Below are 25,946 nucleotides of genomic sequence, written 5' to 3' on the forward strand. Positions count from 1 at the left end.
AGTCCGAGAGGTGATCGACAGTTCTCACGCCATGGGCTACAAGTCACGCGTGCGCATCTTTTTCTCGACACTCCTTGTCATCGCGCTCTCGACCTTCACCGCCATCGCCGCCGCCGACGTGGCGGGACCCCACAATGTTTGCGACGTCGAAGGGCTCGGCTGTCAGCAATGCTACTGGAATTATGATCGGGACCCTGGTGATCAGCCGAATTTCGATCGGTGCGCTGGCCCCCTTCGCGAGAAAGGGCTCGCGGAGGCTTGCCGCCACAAGCAGGGAGCTGGCGATGTGGTCTTCTTCTGCCCGGCGGGCGTGAAGCCCGAGACGCGCGTGGTCGGCGGCGGCTGCGGCGGGTGTACAACGGCGGGGGCCGCGGAGGGCGCCGGGATGCTCGTGTTCGCGGCCGGCCTGGGGATTGCGTGGACGCGGCGTCGTCGGATATCCAAGGGGACGGGCATTTCGAGAGATGCAGGGCGGAGGCCGTGATGAGGACGAGGTCGAAGATGCGGGCAGCAGGCGTGACGGCGGTCCAGGGCACGCTCGCCCTATGCGTCGCGTTCGCGACGTGGACGTGCGGCCAGGATACGCAGGGCAGCGGGGCGTCGGGCGCCGGCGCGAACGGCGGCGCGGGCGGCACGGGCGGCGCGGGCGGCGAAGGGGCCGTGTTCTTCGACGGCGGGCCCGATGCGAACGGCGCCCTTGCCTGTAGCCCCGATCTGCGCTCGATCGTCGACGAGGCTGGGCAGGTCGTCTCGGTTTGTCCCGCCGATCAGGGCTGCCTCGACGGGGCCTGCGCGCCCGCCTGCGACGCCGCCGCCGAGAGCAAAGGCAACGTCGGCTGCAATTTCCGCGTCACGACCGCCGGCTCCTATCCTCCCTCGCTCCCGCCCTGCTTGGCGGTTTTCCTGACGAACACCTGGCCCCGGCCCGCGAAGGTGTCCGTCACGCGCGGCGGGCAATCGTTCGACGTGACGCAGTTCGGCCGGATCCCCAAGAACGGCATGCCCGAATCGTCGTGGCCGGCGGTGCCCGCGGAGGGCATTCCGGAGGGCGAGGTCGCGGTGCTTTTCCTCTCGCACGATCCGAATTCGATCATGCCGGAGACGGGCAAACCGCTGACCTGCCCGGTCCCGCCTGCGATCGAGGCGTCGACGCTCGTCCCGGGCACGGGCCGCGGCGAGGCGTTCCATATCGTCTCCGACACGCCCGTGAGCGCATACGACATTCTACCGTACGGCGGCGCCGAGTCCTTTTTCCCGAGCGCGCAGCTTCTTTTCCCGACCTCGGCGTGGGGCACGAACTACATCGTGATGGCCACGCCCAAGGGCACGGCCACGCCGCCGGGGCCGATCTTCGCGCACGTCCTCGCGACCGAGGACGACACGAAGGTCGACCTCCTCCCGACCGTCGACCTGCCCGCGGGCTCCAATTTTCCTGCTGCGCCGAAGGGAATGCCGGCGAGCTTCACGCTCTCGGCCGGGGAGTACTTGCAATGGGAGCTCCCGGCGAGTTCGTCGGATCCTTCCGGGAGCGTGGTGCTCAGCGACAAACCCGTTGCCGTCATCACGGGAAATCGTTTCTTCCGGCTGCAACCCATGCCGGCGCCCGGGGGAGAGGCCACGCACCAGCAGATTTTGCCGGTCTCGGCGCTCGCGAACGAATATGTGGCCGCGCCTTACGAGACACGCAGGAAGGATCTCCAGCCCGAGAACATCCATTACCGCATCGTCGGCGTCGCGGACGGCACGACGCTCACGTTCGATCCGCCCGTGGCCGGCGCGCCGCAGACACTCGCGCAGGGCCAGATCGCCGATTTTCAGGCGACGGGACCATTCCGGGTGTCGAGCCAGGACGGGGCGCATCCCTTCTCGATCGCGCAGATCATGGATACCAGCAACATCCCGGGCGGCACGCGCGAGGGCGCGACGGCGCCGAATTTCGAGAAGAACCTCGGCGACGAGGAGTTCGTGATCATGCTGCCGCCCGAGCAGTTTCTCTCGAACTACGTCTTCTTCACGGACCCCACCTATCCGACGACGAACCTCTCGCTCACGCGGGTGAAGACGAGCAAGGGTTTTTCCGAGGTCACCGTCGATTGCCTGGGCGTCATCTCCGGCTGGAAGCCGGCCGGTTCGGACGGCCGATTCGAGGTGACGACGGTGGATCTGATGCGCGCCGAGGTGGGCGTGAACGGCTGTCAGAACGGCCGGCACACGGCCAAGAGCGACGGGCCGTTCGGGCTCGTGGTATGGGGCCTCGACAGCTACGCGTCGTACGCATATCCGGCCGGCGGGTATGCCGTCACCCTCACCGACGTGGTGATCCCGCCCGTGCCCAAATGAACGAACACGCGAAGCGTTCGTCCGGCCCCGACGACCGGGAAGGGCGGGCCCGCCCGCGCCCTCATGTGCGCGCGGCGTGCATTGGTGATGGCGCGCCGCACGCGTGCGTGGGTATGCTCGTCGTATGAGCAAGGACGATCGTCGTCGAGACGAGGGAGGTGAGCTTGCGGCCGCAGCGCTTTCCCTGGAGCAAGAGCTGCGGCGCTTCGAGGAGCTCGCCGCGGGGGTCGGGCGGGCGCCGCTGAACTCGCAGAAGGGGCTCGAGCAGGCGGCGCGGGCCACGAGCGACGCCGCGGCCTCGCAAAGCCGCTTCGCCGAACACCTGAAGTCGCTCGTCGAGGCCGTGAACGCCGCGCGCGACCGGCAGGCCGCCGCGGCAGCGACGATCAACGCGCGCGTGGTCGAGATCGACGCGTGCGCTGCGAGGTTCATGGCGCTGCGTGAGCGGTTCGCGCAGCTCGGCGCGCGGGCAGCCGAGGTCAACGTGATCATGCAGCGCGCCGCGGCGGTCAAACGCGAGCCCGGGGACGGCTCCGATCGCACGGAGCTCCGGGCCTCGATCGCGCAGGCGCTCGAAGGGCTCGGCGCGGTGGTCGAGGGCGCGCAAAAGCTCATGCACGACGCCCGCGAGGCCGAAGCGCACGACCTCTCGCGCGAGGCGGAGTCGTTGCGGCAGCAGGTCCTCTCCGCGCGGAACAAGCTCGGGCTCCTGCAGAAGCACCTCGAGAACGAGGGCCCACCGCCGAGCTGAGCCCTCAGCGCGACGTCCCGCGCGTGTTCGCCGCTCGCCACGATTCGGGGGACATGCCCGTCCACCGCTTGAATGCGCGGTGAAACACGCTCGGCTCCGCATACCCAAGGAGATAGGCGACCTCTGCAAGGGAGACGCGCGCGTCGAGGTAGGCCATGGCGCGTGCGCGGCGGACGCCGTCGACGAGGCCTTCGAAGGACGTGCCCTCCGCGTGCAAACGCCGCTGGAGCGTACGGCCGCTCATGCCGAGCGAAGCCGCGGCCGCGGCGAGGGAGGCGCCGCCTTCGGGCAAGCGATCGGCGACGAAGGTGCGTAATCGGGAGAGGAGCGAAGCGTCGGCGCCGAGCCGCGCGAGCGCCGCGTCGGCGTGGCGCTGGAAATACGCGTGCATGGCCTCGTTGGCGAGCGGCATGGCCCTCTCGAAAAGGTCCACGGGCAGCACCACCTCGTCGATCGGCGACGCGAAGGTCACGGGCGCGTGGAATACCGCTTCATAAGCTGCATGGTCGGGTGGTGGTTCGCCTCGAAATCGTATGACCTCGGGGAAGACGGGCTCGGCGACGAGCTTGGGCGCATTCACGCCGACGTCGAAGGCAAACATCTCGGCCATGAGGCGGTGCGCCGGCCGTGCGGCGCCGAAAGGTTCGTACCGCAGGTGCGCGCGCCCGGCCTCGACGACGAGGGAATACCGCTCGCCGTCGTTCCAGAGGCGCTGGTACCGCAGGATGCGCTCCATAGCCACGCCGAACGTGGGGCTCGTGAGCACGAGGAAGCCGAGCACGTCGAAGATCTCGACATCGACGCCGGACGCGACCTTCACGCCGAAGAGCGGCGCGCCGACCGCGGCCGCGGCGTTCTCCACGAGCGTGTAGATCGAGGTGAGGGGCACGCGCGTCTCCGGCGACCCGAGGTCGATGCCCGACAGACCTGCCGCGCGGCAGAGGGCCGCGGGATCCGCTCCGCTCGCCGCCGCGACATCGACGATGCGGCCCGCGAGGCGCGCGTTGTGGGTCGGTTGTCGCGTGAAGTCAGCGTTTCTGGCGTCCGATGTCACTGACGAGGGTCCTCGGCGTGCGCATCCTCGACCATCGAGGGGTTCATGAACATGCCACAACGGACGCGCGGCGAAAGACACTCGCTTCCGATGCTCGAAGGCGCGGAGCCGCCGCTCCCGCGTGATTGCTGGGTTCCCATCGCGTCCGCGCGGAACGTCCGCGAGCGACCGCGGACCGTGCGGCGGCTGGGCCGGTCCTTCGTCCTTTGGCGCAGCGCGACCGGCGAAATCCTGGCCCACGACGCGCGGTGCCCCCATCGCGGGGCAGACCTCGGCCTTGGCCGCGTGATCGCGGGCGAGCTCGCATGCCCGTATCATGGGTTTCGTTTCGGGACCGCGGGCGAATGCACGGGGATGCCTTGCGAGCCCGAAGGCAAGCCGAGCCGACGTGATCTTTCGATTCGCCGATACGAGGTGCGCGAGCACCGCGGCCTCGTGTGGTTATGGCACGGGGACGGCGCTTCGGACCGGCCTCCGCTGCCGTGGTTCGAGGAGCTGCCTGAAACGGATCGACATGCGTGGGACCACGAGACCGTGTGGCCGCTGCCGCAGCTCCGCGTGATGGAGGGGATGCTCGACATGCACCACGTGCCCTTCGCGCACGGCCGATATTTGCGTGGCATCGGGACGCGGCTCGACCCGTACGAGGTGAAGGTCGAGGGGAACTCGGTGCGCACGTTCGGCGCGTTGCGGAGATCCGGAGACGGCCCGGAGCGTGGTTTTCGCGCTTGGATCGATGCGCGGCTGCCTGGGCTCGTGTTCCTCCGCTTCGGGCCGCGTTTGTGCGCTATCGTCGCGTGCACGCCGGTCGACCGCGAGGCGACGTGGATCTTTGCGCGATACTTCGTGGAGCTGCCTGTCGTAGGCAAGCTCCTCGCGGCGCTCTCTTTGTGGGCCGAGTTCACGCTCGTGCAGCCCGATGATCAGCGCATGCTGATGTCGACGTCGCCCCGCGAGCCGGACGTGCGTGATCATAAACTCGTCCGCGCGGACCTCGGCATCGCGCAATGGCACAAGCTGTTCTCCCGCGCCGTGCGCGGTGACATCCTTGCACCTCCAACGGACGCGACGCGCGTCCCGGGGGAGGGGCAGGGGTAGCGTTCAAGGTTCTGGTGCAGGGGCGGGCCGCGCGAAACGAATGGGGAGCTGATCGACCCCACGCACCACGAAGGCGTCCCGCCACACGAGCTTCGATGTGGCGAGTTCAGGCGCGAGAAAGCGTTCGAGCAGACGTGGGAAGGCGACGCGCGCTTCCAGGCGGGCGAGCGGCGCTCCGATGCAATAGTGAATGCCGTTGCCGAAGGCGATGTGCCGGTTGTCCTGCCGGTGGATGTCGAAGCGATCCGGATCCGGGAACACCCGCGGATCACGGTTTGCCGCGGCAATCATGAGGAAGACACGCGAGCCTGCGAGGATGCGCTTGCCCAAGAGCTCGACGTCCTCCGCGGCGACGCGCGCCATCATGAGCAGGGGCCCGTCCCAGCGCAGCATCTCCTCGACGGCCGAGCTCATCAGCATGGTGTCGGCGCGCCGATCCCGAAGCTCGGCGAGCGCCTCGGGGTGGCGGAGCAGCGCGATCATGCCGTTGCCGAGCAAGTGCGTCGTGGTCTCGTGCCCTGCGAAGAAGAGGAGCGCGCAGCACGCGAAAAGCTCCTCCGCGCTCAGGAAATCGCCTTTCTCCTCGGCTGCGATGAGACGCGAGAGCATGTCCTCCCGGGGGTGCCGACGCCGCTCCGCGATGACGTCCTCGAAATAGGACGTCATGGCGCGGAGGCCGCCGGCGGCGATCGCGTACTTGTTGGCGAGCGTGCGCGACTGGACGATGAACGCGCCCAGCTCGTCGGACCACTTCTTCAGCAAGGGGACGTCGGCGCGCGGCACACCGAACAGCTCGGCGATCATCGTCGCGGAGAGCGGATACGCGAAGTCGGCGATCATGTCCATTTCGCCACGCTGGAGCGCTGCATAGATCAGCTCGTCGGCGAGCGCGCGCACGCGCGGCTCCAGCGCCAGGACCGATGGCAACGTCATGGCTTTGTTCATGAGGCCGCGGAGCCTGGTGTGCACCGGCGGCTCGTTGAACGAGGCCCACATCGACAGGCGCTCGACGAGGTCTTGCACCACCCCGCGCTCCGGACCCTTGTAATGGGCGAGGAACGGGCGCACGCGATCGGCCGACAGCCGCGGATCACGCAACGACGCGCGCACATGCTCATGACGCGTGAGCACCCATCCATGGAGTTTCTCACTCCAGAAGACGGGCTCGTGCTCCATGAGGTGGAGGAGCGCCGGGAAAGGATTTTCGATAAAGTCCGGATGACGCGGGTCGAAGGATAGATCCACGGTCCCACCTCGAACGTGCAGAGTTTTTCTGGTGATGTCCCCCCTTCGTCGCGCGGCCCGCTTTATGACGCGCGTGTCCCCTCGACGACGACGTGCTGCAAGCCGACGTCGGTGGGGAGCAGGCGCGTCAGACGGAAGCCCGCCGCGTCCAGCAGATCCCGGTGCTCTTGTTCGGAGCGCATGCGCCCGCCGACCACCGTGAGCAGGTGGACGTCGAGCAGCTCGGCGGGCGCAGAGAGGCCAATCACGGACTCGATGACCAGGATTCGCCCGCCCGGCGGGAGCGCGCGGTGGCAGCACTTCAGGATTCGGATCGCCGCGTCGTCGTCCCAGTTGCAGATGATGTGTTTGAGCATGTGGACGTCGGCGCTGGGGACAGCCTCGAAGAAATTCCCGGCGACCACCTCGCAGCGCGCCGCGCTCGTGCTCGCGGCGATCCGCGCCCGTGCCCCTTCGAGGATGTGCGGCTGATCGAAGAGGATACCCCGGAGCTCTGGGTTTCTCTCGGCGACGGCGACGAGGAGGCTGCCATGACCGCCGCCGACGTCGACCACCGTGCGGAACGAGGAGAAGTCATAACGGGCGGCGACCGCGTTGGTATCGACGTAGGTGAAGCTGGTCATCGCCTTGTCGAAGAGCTCGGCGTCCTCGGGGTGGCCCGCGAGATAAGGATAAAGCGGGGCACCGAAGACGTGCTCGACGGCCGTTTTCCCGGATTTCACGCTGGAGAGCAGATCGAGCCAGGCGCGCGCGTAGACGTCGCCGCCGAACAGCAGGATGAAGTCGCGCATGGAGCCGGGGGCGCCGGTGCGCAGGGTCGCGCCGAGGGGCGTCGAGCCAAACCGCCTCTCCGGTAGCTCGGCGAAGACCCCTGCTCCGGAGAGGGCCCTGAGCATCCGATGGAGCGCGCCCGCGTCGACCCCCAAGGAAGCCGCGAGGTCCTCGCTGCTCCGCGGGCCCTCCTCGATCAAGTCGGCGATTCCCAGCTTGGCCGCGACGTAGATCATCCGCGAGATCCACATGTTGTAGACGCTCAAGGCGCGCATTTGCGCCGAGAGGTCGCTCGTTCCGACAGGGTTGTTCATGGCTGACTCGTAGGGAGGCGTTGGAGCTTTATGGCAGCGTGGCTGTCGTCCGTAATAACGGAGGAGATCAGCGGAGAACCAGGTTGATTGTCAAGCCAGGAACCGCCGCATGCGCCCAGCATGTGGATCCTGCGAACACCTGCACCGGCGTACCCCTTGGCATCTTCCACCTTCGTCGCCACGGCGCTCCCTGTTCCCATCGGGGCGGCTTTCTGCGATAAGTCCGGCTCGACGAACGAGGAGCGGCGTATGGCGGAGTCGAAGTCATCATCGGACGTGGGTATTGTCGGGCTCTTGGGGATCCTCATCGGCGGAGCCTGCGTGCTCGTCGCCCTGGTCGGCGTGCTCAACACCGCGTTCGACCTCAATCTCGCGCTCTCGGTGTCTGGCACGAGCACGCCGCTGCCGAAGCACTGGGACGAGGTCATAGGCCTCGCGGCGGCCGGCGTGCTCATCGTCGCGCTCACGGTCTTCGGCGGGTTCGTTCGCCGCAAGTTCACCGAGGCCAAAGGCAAGCCGCTCGTGCGGGCCGGTATCCTCCTCGGCGCGCTCGCCTTGCTCGTCATGGTCGGCCGCGGTCTTCAGATCGTCGCGCTCACCGCGACCTACGGGAGCATGCTCGCGTATTATTCGACCGACGGCGATCTCGACGACGTCAAAGCCGAGCTCGCCAGAAAGCCGGACCGTTCTGCGCTCGACGAGGCCGTCGGCCGCGCCGCGCAATACAACAATGCGGCCGCCCTGGCCCTTCTGCTCGAAGCCGGCGCCGACATGCGCGAATCGACCCGGCCCGAGGCCCACCGCCGTTGTCCGCTCGTCGGTCGGAGCTACGAATTCACCAAGACGGCGATCGACCACGGAATCAAGCCCGACGCGTGCCCCCGCGGCGAGCTCGCGGTATGGGAGGCCGTGCAGTTCGGCAAGAGTGACGACGAGGCGGCGAAGAACGTCACGCTCCTGATGGGCGCTGGCTGGTCCGGGACCGCGAAGCCGGACCACGACAAGCGGTCGCCGAAGAAGATCGCGGCCGAAAAGAAGTGGAGCAAGACGCTCCAGGCGCTCGGCGGCGCGGAGTGAGCGCGTGGGACGGTCAGGCTTGAGCTTTAGCGCCCTTCCTTCCAGGGGATGATGGCGATCTCTCCGTTGCGCTCGACGAGCGCGTAGCGGATCTGATCGAGGCGCAAAAGGCCGTGCTGCACGTGCGCCGCCTCCAGGAGATGTCCTTCTCATCGACGCTCAGCCAGGCTAGGCGCTCGCGCAGAATGCGGCCATCCTCGATGATGACGAGCGGCGTGCCGTCGAGCCAGCGCTCGAACCTCGTGCTCCGGCACTTGAGCCAAGACAAACCAAGCTCCAGGCTCACGAGCGTCCCCACGAGGATGATGGCGCCCGTGATGGAGGAATCCTGCCCGAGCAGCGCTTGCTGCGTGCATTCGCTGATGATGAGCAGGAGCAGGAAATCGAAGGTCGTCACGGTCACGAGCGCGCGTTTGCCCGCGATGCGGAAGATGACGAGGAGGGCCATGTAAACGCAGACGGCGCGCACGACGAGGTTCATGGCCACGGCCTCACGGGTACACGAACAGCGAGAGATCGAGCGCGGGGCTGCCCTCCTCGGCGAGGGAGAAGCGGAGGAGACCGGGGCGCACGGGGCGCAGGCGGCGCGGGGCAGCTGAGCTCTGCACGCGCGGGTGGATCTCGAAGCGGGTCGTGCCGTCCACGCGGAGGAAACGCTCGTACCGGACGAAAAGCCCGGACGCGTCGCCGGCGCGGGCGTGGCTCAATGGACCGTCCCCGAAGAGACCGAGCGCGGCGAGCAGCACGAACAGGAAGAGCAAGGCCCTGCCGACGCGACGGACGCGCATGCTCGTGCGCTCGAAGGCGAGATCTTCGCTCGTCTCGAGATCGTCCGTCCGCTTGATTTCGACCACCGACCCCCCCTTTGGCCGAACCTTGGACCCGGGCGCGCGCGCGTCAATCGTGTGGTTTGTCCGAGGGGTATCCTCGACGTACGCCGTCGCGGGAATGTGGCACGGGCCTGGTGCGTTCGTCGCGGATCATGCAACGTTTGTCACTCCTCGCTGCAGCTCTCCTCCTCTGCGCTTGTGCCGCCCCGCCTCGCGCGTTCGATGTGACGCGCCTCGAACGGGACGTCGCTGCGGCCGAAGCGCGCGCGGGGGGCCGGCTCGGCGTCGCCGTGGTCGAGCCGAGCTCGGGGCAGCGCTGGGTGCATCACGCCGGTGAGCGGTTTCCTCTGCAAAGCACGTTCAAGGCGCCGCTCGCCGCGGCGGTGCTCGCGCGCGTGGACGCGGGCGCGCTCTCGCTCGACACGAAGATCGAGGTGCGTCGCGACGAACTGAGCGTCTGCTGGAGCCCGCTCGCGGAGGCATTTCAGGGCGAAACGCAATCATTCTCGGTGCTCGACCTGCTCACGCAATCCGTGGCCGTGAGCGACAATACGGCCGCGGACGTCCTCATGCACGAGATCGGCGGCCCCGAGAGCGTCAATGCCATGCTCGCCCGGTCGGGCGTGACGGCGCTGCACGTCGATCGCTACGAGCGGGATTTGCAGCTCCAGTTCCACGGGCTCGCCGCGTACGAGCCTGCCATGTCCACCTGCAAGGGGATGGACGCCGCGGTCGAGCGGTTGCCGAAGGACGAACACGTGCGTGCCTTCGAGGCCTATCTGCGAGATCCCCGTGATACGACCACGCCCGAGGCCGCCGCGGATTTTCTCTTGAAGCTCGATCGCGGGGAGATGCTCACGCCGGCCTCGACGCGCGTCCTGCTCGACATCATGCACGGCACGAAGACCGGTCCTCGCCGGCTCCGCGCCGGCCTGCCGCCGGACGCGCGTTTGGCCCATAAAACGGGGTCATCCGACGATACCGAGGGACGTAATGGCGCGACGAACGACATCGGGATCGTGACGCTGCCGGACGGGCGCAAGCTCGTGATCGTGGCCCTCTTGACGGAGTCGAGCGCGCCGCAGGAGACGCGCGAGGCAGCCTTGGCCGACGTCGCGCGGGCCGCCGTGGGGGCCATGACGAGCCCACGATGAGGCCGTCCTGCCCTGGATCGACGGCTCGTTGCTGCACGCTGCCGCCGCGCCCTCACCGAGGCGCCGTCCTCGACCGCTCCATAAAGTACGATCTCGTACGATGTTCGTTTGAGTGCAAATATGTCTGGCACGAAGGCACGGACGCTCCGTGGCCCGCGTGCTAGACTCGGCGGCCCTCTAGACGAACTGCTGCGAAATGGATCCATCTCCGGAAAAACCGGGCGTTTCCGCCACACGGACGCCCCTCCCGTCGCAGCGCGCGCAGGGCCTGCTCTCCGCGCTCCTCGTCGACGCCTCGCCCATCGACCTCCGCCTCGTCGGCCGCACCTTGCTCCACGCCGCGCTCGTCGGGGTCGGGGCGGGTGTCGTCGCGGTCGTGTTTTTCGCGGCCATCGAGGTTTTGGATCGATTCTTTCTCTCGGGCCTCGCCGGTTACCGCGCCCTCCGCGCCGCGGGGGAGTCCTTCTTCGGCGAGCATGGCATGGGGTCCTTCCGTCCCTGGCTCCTCATGATCTTGCCTGCGCTCGGCGGCCTCGCGAGCGGCCTGCTCACGCGCCTCGCGCCCGAATGCCGCGGCGGCGGCGGCGACGCGATGATCGAGGCCTTCCATCACCACGGCGGGCTCATCCGGCGTCGCGTCGTATGGGTGAAGGCGCTCGCCTCCGCGCTCACGCTCGGGACCGGCGGCGCGGGCGGGCGCGAGGGGCCCACGATGCAGATCGGCGCGGCCTTCGGCTCGTTCGTCGCAGGGACCTTGAAGGTCTCCGCGCGCGAGCGGCGGCTCCTCATGATCGCTGGCGTCGCGGCCGGCATGAGCGCGATCTTCCGGACGCCGCTCGGCGCCGCCCTGCTCGCCACCGAGGTCCTTTATCGTGACGACGTGGAGAGCGACGCGCTCGTCCCCGCGCTGCTCGCGAGCGTCCTATCGTATTCGGTCTTCATCTCCGTCTTCGGCGAGGCCACGCTTTTCGCGCACGCGCCGCGGTATCCATTTGTCCCGGCGCACCTCCCGCTGTATGCGCTCCTCGCGATCTTCGTCGCGCTCTGCGCCATCGTTTTTCTCAAGGTGATGGCGTTCGTGAAGCGCACGTCCGCGCGCCTGCCGGTCCCGGATTGGGCGCGCCCCGGCGTCGGCGGCCTCGCGCTCGGGCTCGTGGCCGTGCCCTTGCTCTTGCTCCTCGCCGGGCGGCACGTCGTGCCCGACGGGCAGGGGATTGGCGTGCTCGGCGGTGGGTATGGCGCCGCGCAGGTGGCCATCACGGGCGCGTCGTGGTTGCCCGAGGGATGGCAGGCCGTCGAGCTGCTCGTGGCGCTCGCGGCCATCAAAATTCTCGCGGCCTCGCTCACCATCGGTACGGGCGGCAGCGCGGGCGATTTCGCTCCCTCCCTGGCGATTGGCGGGCTCGTCGGGGGCGCGTTCGGCCGCATCGCGGCGCTCTCGATCGGCGACCCGCGCATCGATCCCGGCGCATTCGCGCTCGTCGGCATGGGCACGTTTTACGGGGGCGTCGCGCACGTGCCGCTCGGCTCGCTCGTCATGGTCTGCGAGCTCGCCGGTAGCTACGACTTGCTCGTCCCGCTCATGCTCGCCGAGGGCATTGCATTCGTGGCGCTGCGCGACCGCTCGCTTTATTCGGCGCAGGTTCCCACGCAGCGCGACTCCCCCGCGCATCCGCCGGGCGTGCTCGACGTGCTCGGCTCCCTCAAGGTCGCTGATGTGATGATCGCCGGCCGGCCTTACGTGCAGTTCGCCCTCGCGACGCCCGTGCCCGAGGTCCTCCGCCTCGCTTCGGACACGGGCTGGCAGGATGTGTTTCCCGTGCTCGACGGGGAGGGGAAAATGGCCGGGGTCATCACGAGCGACGTCGTGCGCCTGCTGGCGACGGAGCGGGACCTCGAACCATTGACCCTCGCCGCCGATGCCATGCAACCGCCGGTGACCGTGCGGCCGGACGATGATTTGAGGAAGGCGACCGAGGTGCTGCTCGCGCAGGGCGTGCGGGAAGTGCCCGTCGTCGACGAGGCGGGCAGGATCGTGGGTTTCCTCGACGAATCCGAGGTGGGGCGCGCCTATCTCGACGCGACCGCGCGCGAGGAGCGGGCGGCTTGAACCTCTTTTGAACGGGGGCGCGGCGAGGGCCGAGGGCGCCCTCGTGCTGCTCTCCTTTCGTTCTCCGAGCGTTACGGGGATGCGATTGCTGCGCGTCACGTTCACGTGGCAATCGGCACCGGACTCGCATGTGCGGGGCGGGAGCCTTCCGCGGAGACCGCGGCAGGCATCCAACCGGAAGGAGACGATCATGAAGCGTATGTTCCGGGCCCTGCTCGCCTCGCTCGCGATCGGGCTGATCGCGTCGCCCGCCCTCGCGGTCGACGAACACGCACAGAAGACGCTCAGCGAGCAATACAAGGACGCCAAGAAGACCGAGGTCGCGTTCGCAAACCTGCCGACCGCGGCGCAGAACGCCATACGGACCTGGGCCGAAGGGGGCGAGATCAAGAAGGTCGAGCAGCTCACGCTGAAGGACGGCCAGATCCACTACAAGGCCGAGATCAAAAAAGGGAAAGAGAAGCTTCAGGTCGCCGTGACAGCGGACGGCAAAACCGTGGCCCGCGGCGAAAAGATCGACTGAGCGCAGCCCCCACGCCCGCGGAAGCGAGTTCGCGAACCCCGCGGGCTCGCTCTCGCATGCTTGAAGTTGACTCGAACGACCAGATGAGTCACCGTGGTCGTGATGGTCGCACGACGTAGCCAGAAGCCACGCGATCCTGCGCGGCGCCAGCGCATCCTCGAAGCTGCACGGCGGCACTTCACCCAGCATGGCTTCAAGGGGACGAACCTCGACGCGGTCGCGGCCGAGGCGGGCTGCGCGAAAGGCGCGCTTTACCTCGAGTTCGCCGACAAGGAGTCGCTTTTGCGCGAGGTTGTCGAGCAGTCGTTCGCGGCGATCGGCGCTCGTTATGCCGAGGAGGTCATGTCGATCGCGTCACCGCTCGAGCGCCTCGTGGCCACGCTGCGCTTCGCGTATCGCCAGCTCCTCGCGGACCCGATGTTCGGCAAGCTGCTCCACGAGGACCCGGACCTCCGTGCGCTCGGGCTCACCTCCGATTCGCAAAAGGTCGAGGAAGGCAAGGCGCAGGTCGCCATGATCCGCGGCTGGGTCGACGAGGGAATCGCGCGCGGCGAGATCCGCGCCGACATCGATCGCGACGCGGTGCCGATCGTGATCGGGGTCCTGCGCTTCGCGCCGCAGCACCTCGGCATGATCGCCGAGCTCGGCATCTTTTCGACCGAACGCGCGCTCGACGCGATCCTCGACGTCTTCCGCGCGGGGCTCGCCGCGCCGAAAAGCCCACCGCCCGCGAAACGCGCCGGGCCCACACCCCAAAGGAGATCCAAGCGATGACCACCACGCATGCAATCGAGGTCGAGGGCCTGACGAAGCGGTTTGGAGAGGTCACGGCCGTCGACGGGGTCACGTTCGCGGTCGAGTCCGGCGAGGTCTTCGGCTTCATGGGCCACAACGGCGCGGGCAAAACGACGACGCTGCGCATGCTCCTCGGCTTGACGCCACTCACCTCCGGCACGGCGCGTGTGCTCGGCCGCGAGGTCGGGCGCGAGACGATCGAGATTCGCCGCACCGCCGGGTATTTGCCGGCCCATTACACGCTGCCGCCGGACATGACGCCCCGCCAGTTCTTGCATTACGTCGGCGCCATGTTTGGCCTCCCGCGCGACGTCGTCGCGGCGCGGACCGAGGCGCTCCTCCGGCGCTTCGACCTCGTGCGCGCCGCGGATCGAGCGTTGCGAGGTTTTTCCACGGGCATGACGCAAAAAGTGGGGCTCGCGCAGGCGCTCCTCAACGAGCCGCGCGTGCTCTTGCTCGACGAGCCGACCTCGGGCCTCGATCCGCTCGGCCGCCACGAGCTGCTCGAGCTGCTCCGCGAGCTCGCACGCGACAAGGGCGTCACCGTCGTCTTTTCGTCGCACATCCTCTCCGACGTCGAGGCGCTTTGCCGGCGTGTCGCGGTCCTGCATCGCGCACGGCTCGTCGCATTCGGTGACGTCGATCATCTCAAAGCGCAGCACGGCGCGCATACGATGGATGACCTCTACCTCGCGCTCGTGCGCAAGGAGGCGGCATGATCCGGCTCCAGTGGCTCGACTATCTCGCGACGCTGCGCGAGCGCAAGACGTGGCTCTGCGGGGCCATGCTCCTCTACGCGGTGCTCTCCATTCCGGTCATGCTCGCGCGCCCGCCCGCGCACGTGCAGGAAGCGATCGCCGCGTGGTTCGGCCACGGCGGCCCGTTCGTGCTTTTCATGTACGTGTGGATCGACCTCGCGATGAACAAGATGATCGCGTTTCTCCCGGTCGTCCTCGCGAGCGGGATCGTCCTGCGCGAGCGTGACATCGGCGTGCTCTCGATCCTCGCGGCCAAACCCCTCTCGATGCCGCGGTATTTCGCGCTTCGCGCCGTCAGCGCGTGCGCCGTCATGGCCACGCTCCACGTGGGCGCGCAGCTCCTCGGCCTCGTGTACTTCACCGCGCGTGTGCCGGGCTTCCGGCCCTTGGCCTTCCTCGCCGCGATGACCCCGCACCTCTTCGCGGCGATCTTCGCGACCTGTTTTTCCGCGGCGATCGCCGGCTGGGTCAAGCACCGCGGAGCCTCCGCGCTGATCGGGCTCGCCGTGCTCGGCCTGCTCCTCGGTTTGTCGCTCATCGGGTTTTACCAGCCCGCGTGGCGGAACCTGACGCTCGTGAACCCGATGTCGCTCGGCGCGCTCGCCCTCGGAAACCTCGATCACCTCGGCCCGAAGGACCTCGCGCCGCCGATGCTCGCGCTCTCGCTCCTCTCGCTCGCCGCGATCGCGATCGGCGCCGCCGGCGTGCGCCGCATGGAGGCTTGACCATGACCGAGACCGCTTCGCTCCGAGATTATTTTCTCCTCGAAGCACGGCACGCGCCGCGCCGCGCGCCGATCGTGGCGGCGCTCGTCGGCGGCCTCGGCGTGCTCGGGACCCACGCCCTTCTCGTGCGTTTCCCCGCGCGCGCGCTTCACTTCCTCGAACAGGCCTTCGACCTCCGGGGCCTCGCGTCGGTCCTGCTCATCAACGACCTGATGGCCGCCTATTTCGCGCCCTACTTCGTGGGGCTCGCCGGCCTGCTCGGTGCCATCGTCACGGCGCGGGAAGAGGGACAGCTCGAAGTCCTGCTCGCCAAGCCGATCCACGCCCGCGTGCTCCTCGCCGCCCGCGTAGGGCCCATTCTCGGCGCCGCGGCGCTCACCGGCGCGGCCATCGCGATCGCCACGGGGCTCTCGATCCTCCCGCACCTCGCGCCGGGCGACATGGTCAGCGCCGCCGGCGCGCTCGGAGGAGGGCTTTTCCTCACCGCGTTCGCGCTGCTCCTCCTCGCGCTGCTCTTGCCGCTCCTCGTGCGTATGCGCGATGCCTTCCACGCGCTTCTCGTTGGATCCCTCGTCTGGCTTCTGCCCCTCATGCCGACGGCCGTCATGATCTATCGGCCCGACGTCTACGAGGGCCGCGCGGCCCTGCGATCCGCGATCACGTTGCCGAGCCTCGTGTGGCACGACGCCGCGGCTGCGTGGATCGGACCTTTGGGGCTCATACTGGTGGCCTCGCTCTGCGCGCTCTTCGTGCGGATCGCAGGACACGTGCTCGAACGGACCGACACCCGGTGACAGGACGTGACGCCACCGAATGCCTTTCCGCGGCCTTGACGTGCGCCGTCCGGTGCTGTCCGATGCGGCCGCTCCGGACGGTCCCGGCTTGTTCGAGCCGCGGCAACGTATTGCGGGGCGAGCATTCACCTGGTGGGAGATATGCAATCTCGATCCGTTCCATTCACGCGCGCCGCGCGCAAAAGGTTCCGCGGCGCGACGATCGGCTGGGTTTGTCACAGCCTGATCCTCGCCGCGCTCGCAGGGTGTAGCAGCGAAGCGAGCGACGCGGGCACGCAGGGAAAGGCGGGCGCGACGGCGCCGGCCGCAGCCGCGACAAACCCGACCGAGGCGATCGACCTCGACACGGTCATGCGGCGGACGCACTTCGGGTATCGCGCCGAGGGAGGCGTATTCTCGGCGGGACACGCGACGTACGCCGTCAAGGCGAGCCCCGAGGCGCTCACGGTGTGGCCGAGCGAGAGCGACCTCGCCCCGCCGGAGGAGGGCACGACGGCGCCGTTCGTCGCGTCGCTCGAGAGCATCACCCGCGGCGGAAGATCGATTGCGGAGGGACGCTCCGGAAAGGCCGCGGTCCGGCCCGACGCGAGCCTCGGCATCCAGCGCGGCGCCGTGGTCGAGCACCTCGAGAACGATGAGGAGGGCGTCGAGCAGAGCTTCGAATTCGCCGAGCGCCCGACGGGCGAGGGGGATCTCGAGGTCAAGATCGTGGTGACGGGCGAGTCGTTCCTCGGCGAGACCGAGGGCGGCTTGCACTTCGCGGATCCTGCGACGGGGCTCGGCGTGCGATACGGCGTGGCCACGTGGGTCGACGCGAACGGCGTGCGCACGCACGTCGACGCGGATTTCGTGGACGGGCGCATCGTGCTGCGCGTGCCTGCGTCGGTGCTCGACGCGAGCGCGTATCCGGCGGTGCTCGATCCCGTGATCGGTCCTGAGATCGCGATCGACACGCCCGCGTATGCGGCGGCGAACCGAACGCAGTACGATACCGTGGTCTCGTTCGCGGGCGGGACCTTCCTCGTCGTCTGGACGGACGAGCGTTATCAGAGCATGGCGGACGTGTACGGCGTGCGCGTGTCTCAGGCCGGCACCGTGCTCGATACGTCGGGCATCCCGATCGCGGTCGCGAAGGCCAACCAATCGCAGCCGGCCGTGGCGACCAACGGCACGGACTGGGTGGTCGTCTGGGTCGACAGCCGGAACAGCGCCGACGACATCTACGCCGCCCGCGTCACCGCGGCCGGCGTCTTGCAAGATCCGAACGGGATCGCGGTCACGACCGGCGGCGGCAAGAGCCAACCGTCGATCGCATTCGACGGCACGAACTACTTCGTCGTGCACACGCTCTCGAACCAGATTCGCGGCAACTTCGTGGGGACGAACGGCACGGTGAACGCATCGACCGTGGCCATCGCGCAGCCGTCGTACAGTTCGAACGACACGGCGGTCTCCTGGAACGGCACGAACTACCTCGTCGCGTTCAACACCTACACGGGGTCGACCTATTACCGCGTCGCCGCGCGACGCGTATCTCCGGCCGGCACCGTGCTCGACGCGAGTGACATCGTCGCCTGCAGCGGCTCGGCAATTTGTCCCTACTCGCAGCTCGGGATCGCGTCGGACGGGGTGAACTGGCTGCTCGCGTGGGACAACTACAACAACGCGAACAGCATCTACGGCCAGCGCATCTCGTCGGCCGGCGCGCCCATGGACGCGGGGAACGGCTTCACCATCGGAAACGGCGTCACTTCGTCCGACCCCGTGCAGGTCACCGTCACCTTCGCGGGCAACGGCTACGGCGTGTTCTGGGACGATTCGAACCAGGCCTATGGCGCTCGCGTGAGTTCGGGCGGCGCGGTGCTCGTCTCGGCCACGCCGCTGACGAGCGAGATGGGCACCCGCAGCTCCGTCGGCGCGGCGCACGACGGGACGAACTTCTATACGGCCTTCAGCGACACGCGTGGCGTCGCAGGGAACAACCTGGCCGACATCTACGGGCTCCGCTTGTCGAACGCGCTCGTCAAGATCGACGCCACGAGCACGTTGCTCTCCCGTGCGGCGAACGACGAGCGTTCTCCGCGCGCCGCCTTCAACGGGACGAACTGGCTCGTCGTCTGGGAGGACGCGCGCCCGGGATCCACGAACGACATCTGGGGCGCGCGCCTCTCCAGCACGGGCGCCGTGCTCGATGCCGCGGGCTTCGCGATCTCGGAGGGGACGAACTCGCAGTACGTGCCTGTGGTCGCGGCGAACGGCGTCGACTGGCTCGTCGCCTGGCAGGATCGGCGTAATGGCAGCAGCAACGACGACATCTTTGCCACGCGCGTCTCGAGCACCGGCGCTGTGCTCGACGCCGGCGGCATCCCGGTGAACACGGCGGCCGGTCACCAGACGAACCCTGCCGTCGCCGCGGACGGGACAAACTGGCTCGTCACGTGGCGCGACGCCACGAGCGCGGAGATTTTCGCCGCGCGCGTCGCGCCGTCGTCGAACGTGCTCGATCCCGCGGGCATCAAGCTCTCGACCGGCGGCGGCTCGTTGCCCGCGGTCGCGTACAACGGCACGAACTACCTCGTCGCTTGGACCAAGCCGACGAACGCGAACGACATCTTCGCCTCGCGCGTGACGCCGGCCGGCGCGGTCCTCGACGCGGGCGCGCTCGCGATCCCCGTGTCGGCCGTCGTGGGCGCGGCGGAGACGAACGCCTCGGTCGCGTCGAACGGGGTGGACTGGTTCGTCGCCTGGAACGACGCCTCCGACGTGCGCGGCGCCCGCGTCAACGCCGCGGGCACGGTGCTCGACGTCGTCGGCATCAACGTGAGCAGCGCGTCAAACACCCAGAACTTCCCCACCACAGCCTGGGACGGTACGCAGTACTGGGTCGTTTGGCAGGACGATCGTACGACCGTGAACTATCAAGACGTCTACGGCGCGCGCATCTCGAGCACCGGCACGAACAAGGATTCGAGCGGGTTCGTCGTGGCGAACGACGCGCTCCAGCTCGAGCTCCGGCCGCAGCTCGCGGCGGGCAAGTCGCAGGAGGTCCTCGCAGCGTACTACCGGTTCGATCAGCAGCAGCCGTACGGCTCGGAGCGGGCCCGCGCGCGGATCCTTTCGGACGCCTCCCCGGGCGCGAACGGCGCCGCGTGCTCGGTCGGCGGGCAATGCGTGAGCGGCTTCTGCGTGGACGGTGTCTGCTGCGACGCGGCCTGCACGAGCACCTGCCAGGCGTGCTCCGCGGCGAAGAAGGGCGCGGGCACCGACGGCGTCTGCGGCCCGATCAAGGTCGACACCGATCCGGACAACGAGTGCACCGACCAGGGCGCGAGCTCGTGTGGCACGACCGGGAGCTGCAACGGCGCGGCCGCGTGCAAGCTCTACGCTTCGGGCACGAGCTGCGGCGCGACCTGCAATGGCGGCGCGCTTCAGCCGCAGACCTGCGACGGCGCCGGGACGTGCGCGGCGAGCGGCATGCCAACGAACTGCGCGCCGTACGCGTGCGGGGCGAACATGTGCAAGTCGTCGTGCACGACGGGCGCGGATTGCGCGTCCGGCTTCTCGTGCGTCAACGGCGCGTGCGTGGGCCTGCTCGGCAACGGCGAGTCGTGCACGGCGAGCTCCGATTGCCAGTCGGGGAGCTGCGTCGACGGCGTCTGCTGCAACACGGCGTGCGGCGGCGTTTGCCAGGCGTGCACCGTGGCGAAGAAGGGCAACGGCATGGACGGCGTGTGCGGGCCGATCGCTGTCGGCGTCGATCCGGACAACGAGTGCGCGACGCAGGCGGCGTCGAGCTGCGGACAAACCGGCGTTTGCAATGGCACGGGCGCCTGCCAGCTCCACCCGCAGGGCACCTCCTGCGGGGTGAGCACCTGCCAGGGCAGCGTGGTTACGGGCCAGATCTGCAATGGGACGGGCCAGTGCGTGAACGACGCGATGGGGCAGGACTGCGCGCCGTACGTCTGCTCGGCTGGCACGTGCAAGAACCCCTGCACGAACAGCAACGAGTGCTTGCCGGGCAATGTCTGCACGGCGGGCGCTTGCAAGCCGGCGGGCTCGCCGGGCACGCCTTGCGCGAATGCGTCGGAGTGCGGCTCGGGCTTCTGCGTCGACGGCGTCTGTTGCGACGCGGCGTGCAACGGCGGCTGCGTGGCGTGCTCGACGGCGAAGAAGGGCCAGGGCGCGGACGGCACGTGTGGCTCGATCAAGAACGGCACGGATCCGGACAACGAGTGCGCGGCCCAGGTGCCCTCGACCTGCGGCCAGAATGGCCAGTGCAACGGCAATGGCGCGTGCGCGGTCTACGCGTCCGGCACGGAGTGCGCGCCGGGCAAGTGCACGGGCACCTCGCAGACGAACCCGTCCACGTGCGACGGCAATGGCACATGCGCCGTTGGTACAGAGACGTCGTGTGTGCCCGGGTATGCGTGCAATGGGACGAAGTGCGCGACGAGCTGCACGGACGACAGCATGTGCGCCCCGGAGTACGAGTGTGATACGGCCATGCAGTGGTGCGTGCCCTCCATGGGCGCAGGCGGCGCAGGCGGCGCAGGCGGCAACGGCGGCGCAGGCGGCAACGGCGGCAATGGTGGCGCCGGTGGTGCCGGTGGTGCCGGTGGCGCGGGTGGCAATGGTGGCGCCGGTGGTGCCGGTGGTGCCGGTGGCGCGGGTGGCAATGGCGGCGCGGGCGGCGGACAAACGACCGACGGCGGTAGCTGCGGCTGCCGGACCGCGTCGGAATCGTCCACGGCCGGCGGCATGGGCGCCCTGATTGTCGTGGTGGCCTTCGGCCTGCGCCGTCGCCGTCGGTCGGCTTGATTCTCTCCCTCTCGTTTCCCCTCCCTGCCGCGCCCTGACCGGGCGCGGCATCCCTCCACCCGAAACGGAACCCGAGGTCGCGCCCGACCCGATCGTCGCGATCTTTTGTCCCTCACGGGTAACATTAGGTAACATCCGACCACCTTGGGTAACGACGCACCTCTCCGACGGCCCGCGGCCTTGCTCACGACCCATGAGGTCGCGGCGCTGCTCCGCGTGCATCCGAAACACGTCTACCGGCTCCTCAAACGGGGGCTTCCCGCGCGCCGCGTCGGCGACGAGTGGCGTTACGACGAGGCCGATGTGCTCGCATGGAGCCGGGGCGCGCCTGCCGCCGCGCCGGTGGAGGCGCCCGCGATCTCCCCTCCGCCCCTGCTCGCGGCGAATGGAGATCTCGCGATCGAGGCCTTGTTCGATGAGGGCCGTGATCGATCCGCCCCGCTCGTGGGCTTCGTCCTCGCCGATCATGCGACCGGCCTCGTCGGGCTGGAGCGTGGCGCCGTGCTCGGCGCGGGCTGCCACGGGGACCATGTTCCTGCGTCGCTCGGGGGGGAGAAACTCGCATGGCTCCACCTCGCCGTCCGTGAGCTCGGGCTCGCGCATCGCAAGGGCCTGCGGCTGCGCAGGCTCTCCAGCATCGCGGGGCGCAGGCTCGCGTCGCGGCCGCGGACCGCGGGTATTCGCCACCATATCGACGAGGCTTTGTCCCGTGAGGGGGTCGAGCCCGAGCGCGCCTATGCGCACGCCGAGGAATATCGCTCCCACAGGGACGCGGTCATGGCCGTCGCGCGTGGGGACGCCGAGATCGCGCTCGCGTCGCGCGCATGGGCCGCGCACGCGGGGCTCGGGTTCACGCCCGTCGTGGCCGAGGCGTACGGCCTCGTGTTTCGCGCCGAGCACCTTGGCGACCGACGCGTCCTCGCGCTCTGCGAGCTCGTCCAGAGCGGGAAATACCGCGCCCGGCTCGTTCACCACGCGGGGTACGACGCGACGAGCGCCGGTCATTTGCAGTTTGGAAGGAGCATCCCTTGAGATTGATCCGACAAACCTTGATGCTGGGGGCGCTCGCAGCGCTCCTTTCCCCACGCGCGGCGCTCGCCCTGGATTGCAGCGCCCTGCCAAACCCTGTCTACATCCAGAGCGGGGACACGCAGGAGCCGCTCCTCAAGGCGCTTGGCCAGAAGCTCCGCGCCTCGCAGGCGAGCCCGATGACGCTCATCTACCAGACGAGCGGCTCGTGCACGAACATCGAAGCGATGTACCAGGGCACGAAGCTCACGACAAACCCGCGCTACATTCCCTCGGCCGCCGAGGACCCGACGTGGGATCCGAGCAAGCCCGCGCCCCAGTGCACGATCGATCCGAACGGCGTCCCCCTCGACCTCGCCATCTCGGCGCTCTTCGTGAGCTCCTGTGATCCCTCGCCGCCGCCCGCCGGGATCGGCCTTTTCCAGGGGCCCGTGCAGCCGTATGTCTTCATCGTCCCGGAGGCGAACTCGCAGCGCGCGATCACGGCGGAGGAGGCGTATTTCGTCTTCGGCTTCGGCGCGCAGGGAAAGGTCGAGCCCTGGACGGACGAATCGCTTTTTTTCATCCGCACGACGACGAAGAGCACGCTGCTCACGATGGCCGCGGCCATCGGCGTGCCGGGCGCGAAATGGAAAGGGGTGATGCTCGACAAATCGTCCGAGGTCCTGAACGGCGTCGCCACCTCGCCGAGCCCCGAGAAGACGATCGGCATCCTCGGCGCCGAGATCTACGACGGCAATCGGGACAAGGTCGCAGCGCTCGCGTTCCAGGCGTTCAAGCAGAAACACGCCTACTATCCCGACTCCACGGCGACGTCCTTCGACAAACGCAATGTGCGGGACGGCCATTACACGATCTGGTCTCCCACGGTGTATCTCGCGCCGGTCGACGCGCAGGGGACCGTGACGAATCCCCGCGTTCGGTACCTCGTCGACATGGTCCTCTCGAAGACCGTCGCGCCTGCGCCGGAGTTCGACCCGCTCGATGTCGTGATCTCGAAGGGCCTCGTCCCCGACTGCGCGATGGCGGTCACGCGGTTCTTCGAGGGCGGTGACCTTTCGCTCTATAGCGCACCCGAGCCGTGTGGCTGCTTCTTCGAGAGCCGCGTGGGACAACCCAGCGCGACGTGCAAGACGTGCGGCGGGGATGGCGAATGTGGCGGTGGCAAGTGCCGGCACGGCTTCTGCGAGGCGAAATGAACACGCAATACGTCCTCAAGGGGCTTTTCGTCCTCGTCCTGCTCACGAGCGCGTGCGGCGAGGAGAATCCGCCGGCAAACCCCTCGGGTAACTCGTCGAGCAGCGGCGCGGGCGGCGGTGGCGGGGCCGGCGGGAGCGGCGGGGCCGGCGGGAGCGGGCCCGAATGTTTCTCCGAGCCCACGAGCCACGTGGAAATCATCAACGCCTGCACCGACGCGGAGAAGGTCGACAAGGTCGTGAACCTGCCCCTCTTGAATGCCGATGGCTCGCTTCCGCCGCTGCCCTGACCGGGCATTTCGGCGGCTCATCGCGCTCGCGAGCCTGCTCGTCGCGAGCGCGGTCGGGTCGGCGCGGGCCGAGACCAAGCCCAAGCCATCCGAGCCCCCCGTGCGCCTGCGCCTCTCGGGCTACGTGCAGGCCGACGCCGTAGCGTATCGGCAATCGTCGCAGGACGAAATCAACCCGGCGACCGGCGCGCCGCTCAATGAGGACCGATTCACGATCACGCGTGCGCGCCTCCGCGCCGAGGTGAGCGCACACATCGTGAGCGGCGCGCTCGAGCTCGACGCGAACACCGTGGAGGGGCCTGCCGCGCGTGTCATCGAGGCCGAGGTCTCGGCGCGCTGGCAAGGCGCGAACGTCGAGGCGCCGCCCTATGTCATGGCCACGCTCGGCCTCTTCAAAATTCCCTTTGGCATCGAAGGACCCGAGCGCGAGCGGAGCCGCCTCTTCCTCGAACGCACCACGACGAGCCGCGCGCTGTTTCCGGGCAACTACGACCTGGGTTTGCGCCTTTCCGGCGGTTATCGTGTCTTTCAGTATGCCGTGGCCCTCATGAACGGCGAGCCGGTCGGGCAGGTGTTTTTCCCGGCGCGGGATCCGAACGGAGGCAAGGACGTCCTCGGCCGCATCGGCGTCGATACGAGGCCGCTCGCGAGGCTGCGCGTACAGGGTGGGTTTTCCGCGCTCTCCGGCACGGGCCTACACCGGGGCACGCCGAGCACGAAAGACGTCCTCGTGTGGCGCGACGAGAACGAAAATGGCCTCGTGGAGGGGACCGAGATTCGCGCGATTCCGGGCACCGCGGCCACGCCCTCCGAGAACTTCGACCGCTTCGCGCTCGGCGCCGACCTGCGCGTCACGGCGAAGCTACCCGTCGTCGGGGAAGCGTGCCTCTTCGGAGAAATCGTGCGCGCGCAAAACCTCGATCGTGGCGTCGAAGCTGCCGATCCGATCGGCGCAGGCCGTGATCTCCGCGAACTCGGCTTTCATGTCGGAATCGCCCAGGAGCTCGGCCGATATGTGATGATCGGCGTGCGTTACGATCGGTACAATCCCGACCAGGACGCGAGCGAGCAACGCGGCAAGGACCTCGTGCCCCGCGACAGCACGTACTCCACCGTCTCCATCGCCGCTGCGCTCCGGTACACGCCTCCCACGTGGACGTTTGCCCGCGACAACTCCTTTCCCGCCTTGCGCGTCGTCCTCGAATACGATCACCGGAACAACGCGCTCGGCCGCACGGCGGGTGGCCTGCCGACCACGCTCGGGGACGATTCGCTTGCGATCCGCGGGGAGGTGTCGTTTTGAGGCGATCCGCGCTCGTGCTCATCTTTGGGGGGCTCGTCGGCTGCGGCGGCGTATCGTCCGATCCGGGGCTCTTTGCGGACATGCGTGTCGCGCCCGGCTCGTATGTGGAGGGGCCGATGCCGCAGGAGAATGGCGGGCCCGGCGTCGTCGCCGTGAACCTCGGCACGAATCGCGTGCGGACAGGGCAGATCGACAAACCATTGCGGGGGTCCCTGGCGCCGGAGGCGACGGCGGTCGCGCTCGGCCTCTCGGGGGATGCAGGATACTGGATCGTCCCCGCGGGCCTGCCTGACGTGCAATCGCCGGCATTCCCCACGTTCGACGTCTCGCTCTCGTTTTCGCCCGACATGCGCGCGGGGTCGTACGAGCTCCTCGTGCGCGCCGTCGATGCGGACGGCCACTTCGGCCTCACGAGCCGTCACGCGCTCGAAGCCACGGCCCTCACCGCGCCCGAGGGAAACCTCGTCGTCTCGCTCCGGTGGGATCGCGAGGCCGACCTCGACCTGCACGTCGTCGATCCGCGCGGCGTCGAGATCTACAAGCGCAACATCAATTCGTACGAGCCTCCGCCGCCCGGGCAACCGGTGGATCCCACGGCGTGGCAGTCCGGCGCGCTCCTCGATTTCGACTCCAATGCGGGGTGCGTCATCGACGGCAGGCGCATGGAAAACGTCGTCTGGAAGAACGACCCGCCGATCGGGCATTACATCGTCCGCGTCGATACGTTTTCCCTCTGCGGCGAGGGCTTCGCGAACTGGTCGGTGGACGTGTTCCGGAGTGGCGTCTCCTTGGCGCGCTCTGCGGGACAGAGCGGACCCACGGACGAGGCCATGCCGCACGACAGGGGCGCCGGCGTCCTTGCGGTGGAGTTCGATCTTCCGTGAGGAGCCACGCGGCGTGTATGGCCGCGGTGCTGGCCGCGTGCTCGTTTTCCGGGATGGCCCATTCCGACGAACCACAGCCTGCGGAGG

At 68.6% G+C, this 25,946-nt stretch carries 22 protein-coding genes and 1 pseudogene; 18 read left to right on the forward strand and 5 right to left on the reverse strand.

The features are described from left to right. Positions 1-10 precede the first annotated feature (10 nt). From QHF89_RS03035 to QHF89_RS03045, 3 genes are all read left to right on the forward strand, one after another. Complete coding sequence (locus QHF89_RS03035; RefSeq protein ID WP_136966136.1) at positions 11-484, forward strand: MYXO-CTERM sorting domain-containing protein; 474 nt, start codon at positions 11-13, stop codon at positions 482-484. Further along, positions 484-2,340: an IgGFc-binding protein gene (locus QHF89_RS03040; protein ID WP_136966135.1), complete on the forward strand. Its 1,857-nt coding sequence runs from the start codon at positions 484-486 to the stop codon at positions 2,338-2,340. Before QHF89_RS03035 ends, QHF89_RS03040 begins: the two co-directional genes overlap by 1 nt. A 124-nt stretch (positions 2,341-2,464) precedes the next feature. Further along, entirely contained in the window at positions 2,465-3,091 is a 627-nt protein-coding gene (locus QHF89_RS03045) for a hypothetical protein (RefSeq protein WP_136928229.1), read from the forward strand. A 4-nt stretch (positions 3,092-3,095) separates the two neighbouring features. On the opposite strand, the gene QHF89_RS03050 is transcribed toward QHF89_RS03045, so the two are convergent. Then, positions 3,096-4,145 (reverse strand): AraC family transcriptional regulator, encoded by a 1,050-nt coding sequence (locus tag QHF89_RS03050; protein ID WP_136966134.1) that lies wholly within the window; start codon positions 4,143-4,145, stop codon positions 3,096-3,098. Positions 4,146-4,235: 90 nt separating this feature from the next. Here QHF89_RS03050 and QHF89_RS03055 point away from each other — a divergent pair, with 90 nt between their 5' ends. Further along, positions 4,236-5,243 carry a Rieske 2Fe-2S domain-containing protein gene (locus tag QHF89_RS03055; RefSeq protein WP_136966316.1) on the forward strand — a complete coding sequence of 336 codons (1,008 nt, stop codon included), beginning with the start codon at positions 4,236-4,238 and terminating at the stop codon, positions 5,241-5,243. Between the two features lie 3 nt (positions 5,244-5,246). Here QHF89_RS03055 and QHF89_RS03060 read toward each other — a convergent pair whose 3' ends face one another. Both QHF89_RS03060 and QHF89_RS03065 read right to left on the reverse strand, forming a co-directional pair. Continuing rightward, a complete protein-coding gene (locus QHF89_RS03060) occupies positions 5,247-6,488 on the reverse strand; it encodes a cytochrome P450 (RefSeq protein ID WP_136966133.1) in 1,242 nt (413 codons plus the stop codon). Between the two features lie 62 nt (positions 6,489-6,550). Beyond that, positions 6,551-7,573 carry a methyltransferase gene (locus QHF89_RS03065; protein WP_136966132.1) on the reverse strand — a complete coding sequence of 341 codons (1,023 nt, stop codon included), beginning with the start codon at positions 7,571-7,573 and terminating at the stop codon, positions 6,551-6,553. Between the two features lie 249 nt (positions 7,574-7,822). Here QHF89_RS03065 and QHF89_RS03070 point away from each other — a divergent pair, with 249 nt between their 5' ends. After that, positions 7,823-8,650, forward strand: coding sequence for a hypothetical protein (locus QHF89_RS03070; protein WP_136928225.1), 828 nt, complete (start codon positions 7,823-7,825; stop codon positions 8,648-8,650). A gap of 26 nt (positions 8,651-8,676) precedes the next feature. On the opposite strand, the pseudogene QHF89_RS03075 reads toward QHF89_RS03070, so the two are convergent. Next, positions 8,677-9,131 (reverse strand): annotated as a pseudogene (locus QHF89_RS03075) (DUF421 domain-containing protein). Between the two features lie 10 nt (positions 9,132-9,141). Beyond that, positions 9,142-9,504: a hypothetical protein gene (locus QHF89_RS03080; RefSeq protein WP_136966131.1), complete on the reverse strand. Its 363-nt coding sequence runs from the start codon at positions 9,502-9,504 to the stop codon at positions 9,142-9,144. A gap of 128 nt (positions 9,505-9,632) precedes the next feature. On the opposite strand from QHF89_RS03080, the gene bla reads away from it, so the two are divergent. The 13 genes from bla (at position 9,633) to QHF89_RS03145 (ending at position 25,859) form a co-directional block, all read left to right on the forward strand. After that, a complete protein-coding gene (gene bla, locus QHF89_RS03085) occupies positions 9,633-10,634 on the forward strand; it encodes a class A beta-lactamase (RefSeq protein WP_136966130.1) in 1,002 nt (333 codons plus the stop codon). A 196-nt stretch (positions 10,635-10,830) separates the two neighbouring features. After that, positions 10,831-12,744 (forward strand): chloride channel protein, encoded by a 1,914-nt coding sequence (locus QHF89_RS03090; RefSeq protein ID WP_136966129.1) that lies wholly within the window; start codon positions 10,831-10,833, stop codon positions 12,742-12,744. Between the two features lie 190 nt (positions 12,745-12,934). Continuing rightward, positions 12,935-13,267, forward strand: a complete 333-nt coding sequence (locus QHF89_RS03095; protein ID WP_136966128.1) for a hypothetical protein — start codon at positions 12,935-12,937, stop codon at positions 13,265-13,267. Positions 13,268-13,369: 102 nt separating this feature from the next. Further along, positions 13,370-14,041: a TetR/AcrR family transcriptional regulator gene (locus tag QHF89_RS03100; RefSeq protein ID WP_136966127.1), complete on the forward strand. Its 672-nt coding sequence runs from the start codon at positions 13,370-13,372 to the stop codon at positions 14,039-14,041. Beyond that, positions 14,038-14,781 (forward strand): ABC transporter ATP-binding protein, encoded by a 744-nt coding sequence (locus tag QHF89_RS03105; RefSeq protein ID WP_136966126.1) that lies wholly within the window; start codon positions 14,038-14,040, stop codon positions 14,779-14,781. The genes QHF89_RS03100 and QHF89_RS03105 overlap by 4 nt, the downstream gene beginning before the upstream one ends. Continuing rightward, the gene (locus tag QHF89_RS03110; protein WP_136966125.1) at positions 14,778-15,545 is read left to right on the forward strand and encodes a hypothetical protein; all 768 of its coding nucleotides are present in this window, start codon (positions 14,778-14,780) and stop codon (positions 15,543-15,545) included. Before QHF89_RS03105 ends, QHF89_RS03110 begins: the two co-directional genes overlap by 4 nt. A 2-nt stretch (positions 15,546-15,547) precedes the next feature. Beyond that, entirely contained in the window at positions 15,548-16,339 is a 792-nt protein-coding gene (locus QHF89_RS03115; protein WP_136966124.1) for a hypothetical protein, read from the forward strand. 141 nt (positions 16,340-16,480) lie between these two features. After that, entirely contained in the window at positions 16,481-21,157 is a 4,677-nt protein-coding gene (locus QHF89_RS03120; RefSeq protein WP_136966123.1) for an RHS repeat domain-containing protein, read from the forward strand. Between the two features lie 144 nt (positions 21,158-21,301). Next, complete coding sequence (locus tag QHF89_RS03125; protein WP_284719981.1) at positions 21,302-22,189, forward strand: helix-turn-helix transcriptional regulator; 888 nt, start codon at positions 21,302-21,304, stop codon at positions 22,187-22,189. Beyond that, positions 22,186-23,385: a hypothetical protein gene (locus tag QHF89_RS03130; protein ID WP_136966122.1), complete on the forward strand. Its 1,200-nt coding sequence runs from the start codon at positions 22,186-22,188 to the stop codon at positions 23,383-23,385. The genes QHF89_RS03125 and QHF89_RS03130 overlap by 4 nt, the downstream gene beginning before the upstream one ends. Continuing rightward, positions 23,382-23,672 (forward strand): hypothetical protein, encoded by a 291-nt coding sequence (locus QHF89_RS03135; protein WP_284719982.1) that lies wholly within the window; start codon positions 23,382-23,384, stop codon positions 23,670-23,672. The genes QHF89_RS03130 and QHF89_RS03135 overlap by 4 nt, the downstream gene beginning before the upstream one ends. Then, positions 23,647-24,975, forward strand: a complete 1,329-nt coding sequence (locus tag QHF89_RS03140; protein WP_136966121.1) for a hypothetical protein — start codon at positions 23,647-23,649, stop codon at positions 24,973-24,975. Before QHF89_RS03135 ends, QHF89_RS03140 begins: the two co-directional genes overlap by 26 nt. Beyond that, positions 24,972-25,859, forward strand: a complete 888-nt coding sequence (locus QHF89_RS03145) for a hypothetical protein (RefSeq protein ID WP_136966120.1) — start codon at positions 24,972-24,974, stop codon at positions 25,857-25,859. The genes QHF89_RS03140 and QHF89_RS03145 overlap by 4 nt, the downstream gene beginning before the upstream one ends. The last annotated feature ends 87 nt before the right edge of the window (positions 25,860-25,946 follow it).

Origin of the sequence: Polyangium sorediatum (assembly GCF_029946465.1) — a bacterium.
GTDB classification, from domain to species: Bacteria; Myxococcota_A; Polyangia; order Polyangiales; family Polyangiaceae; genus Polyangium; species Polyangium fumosum.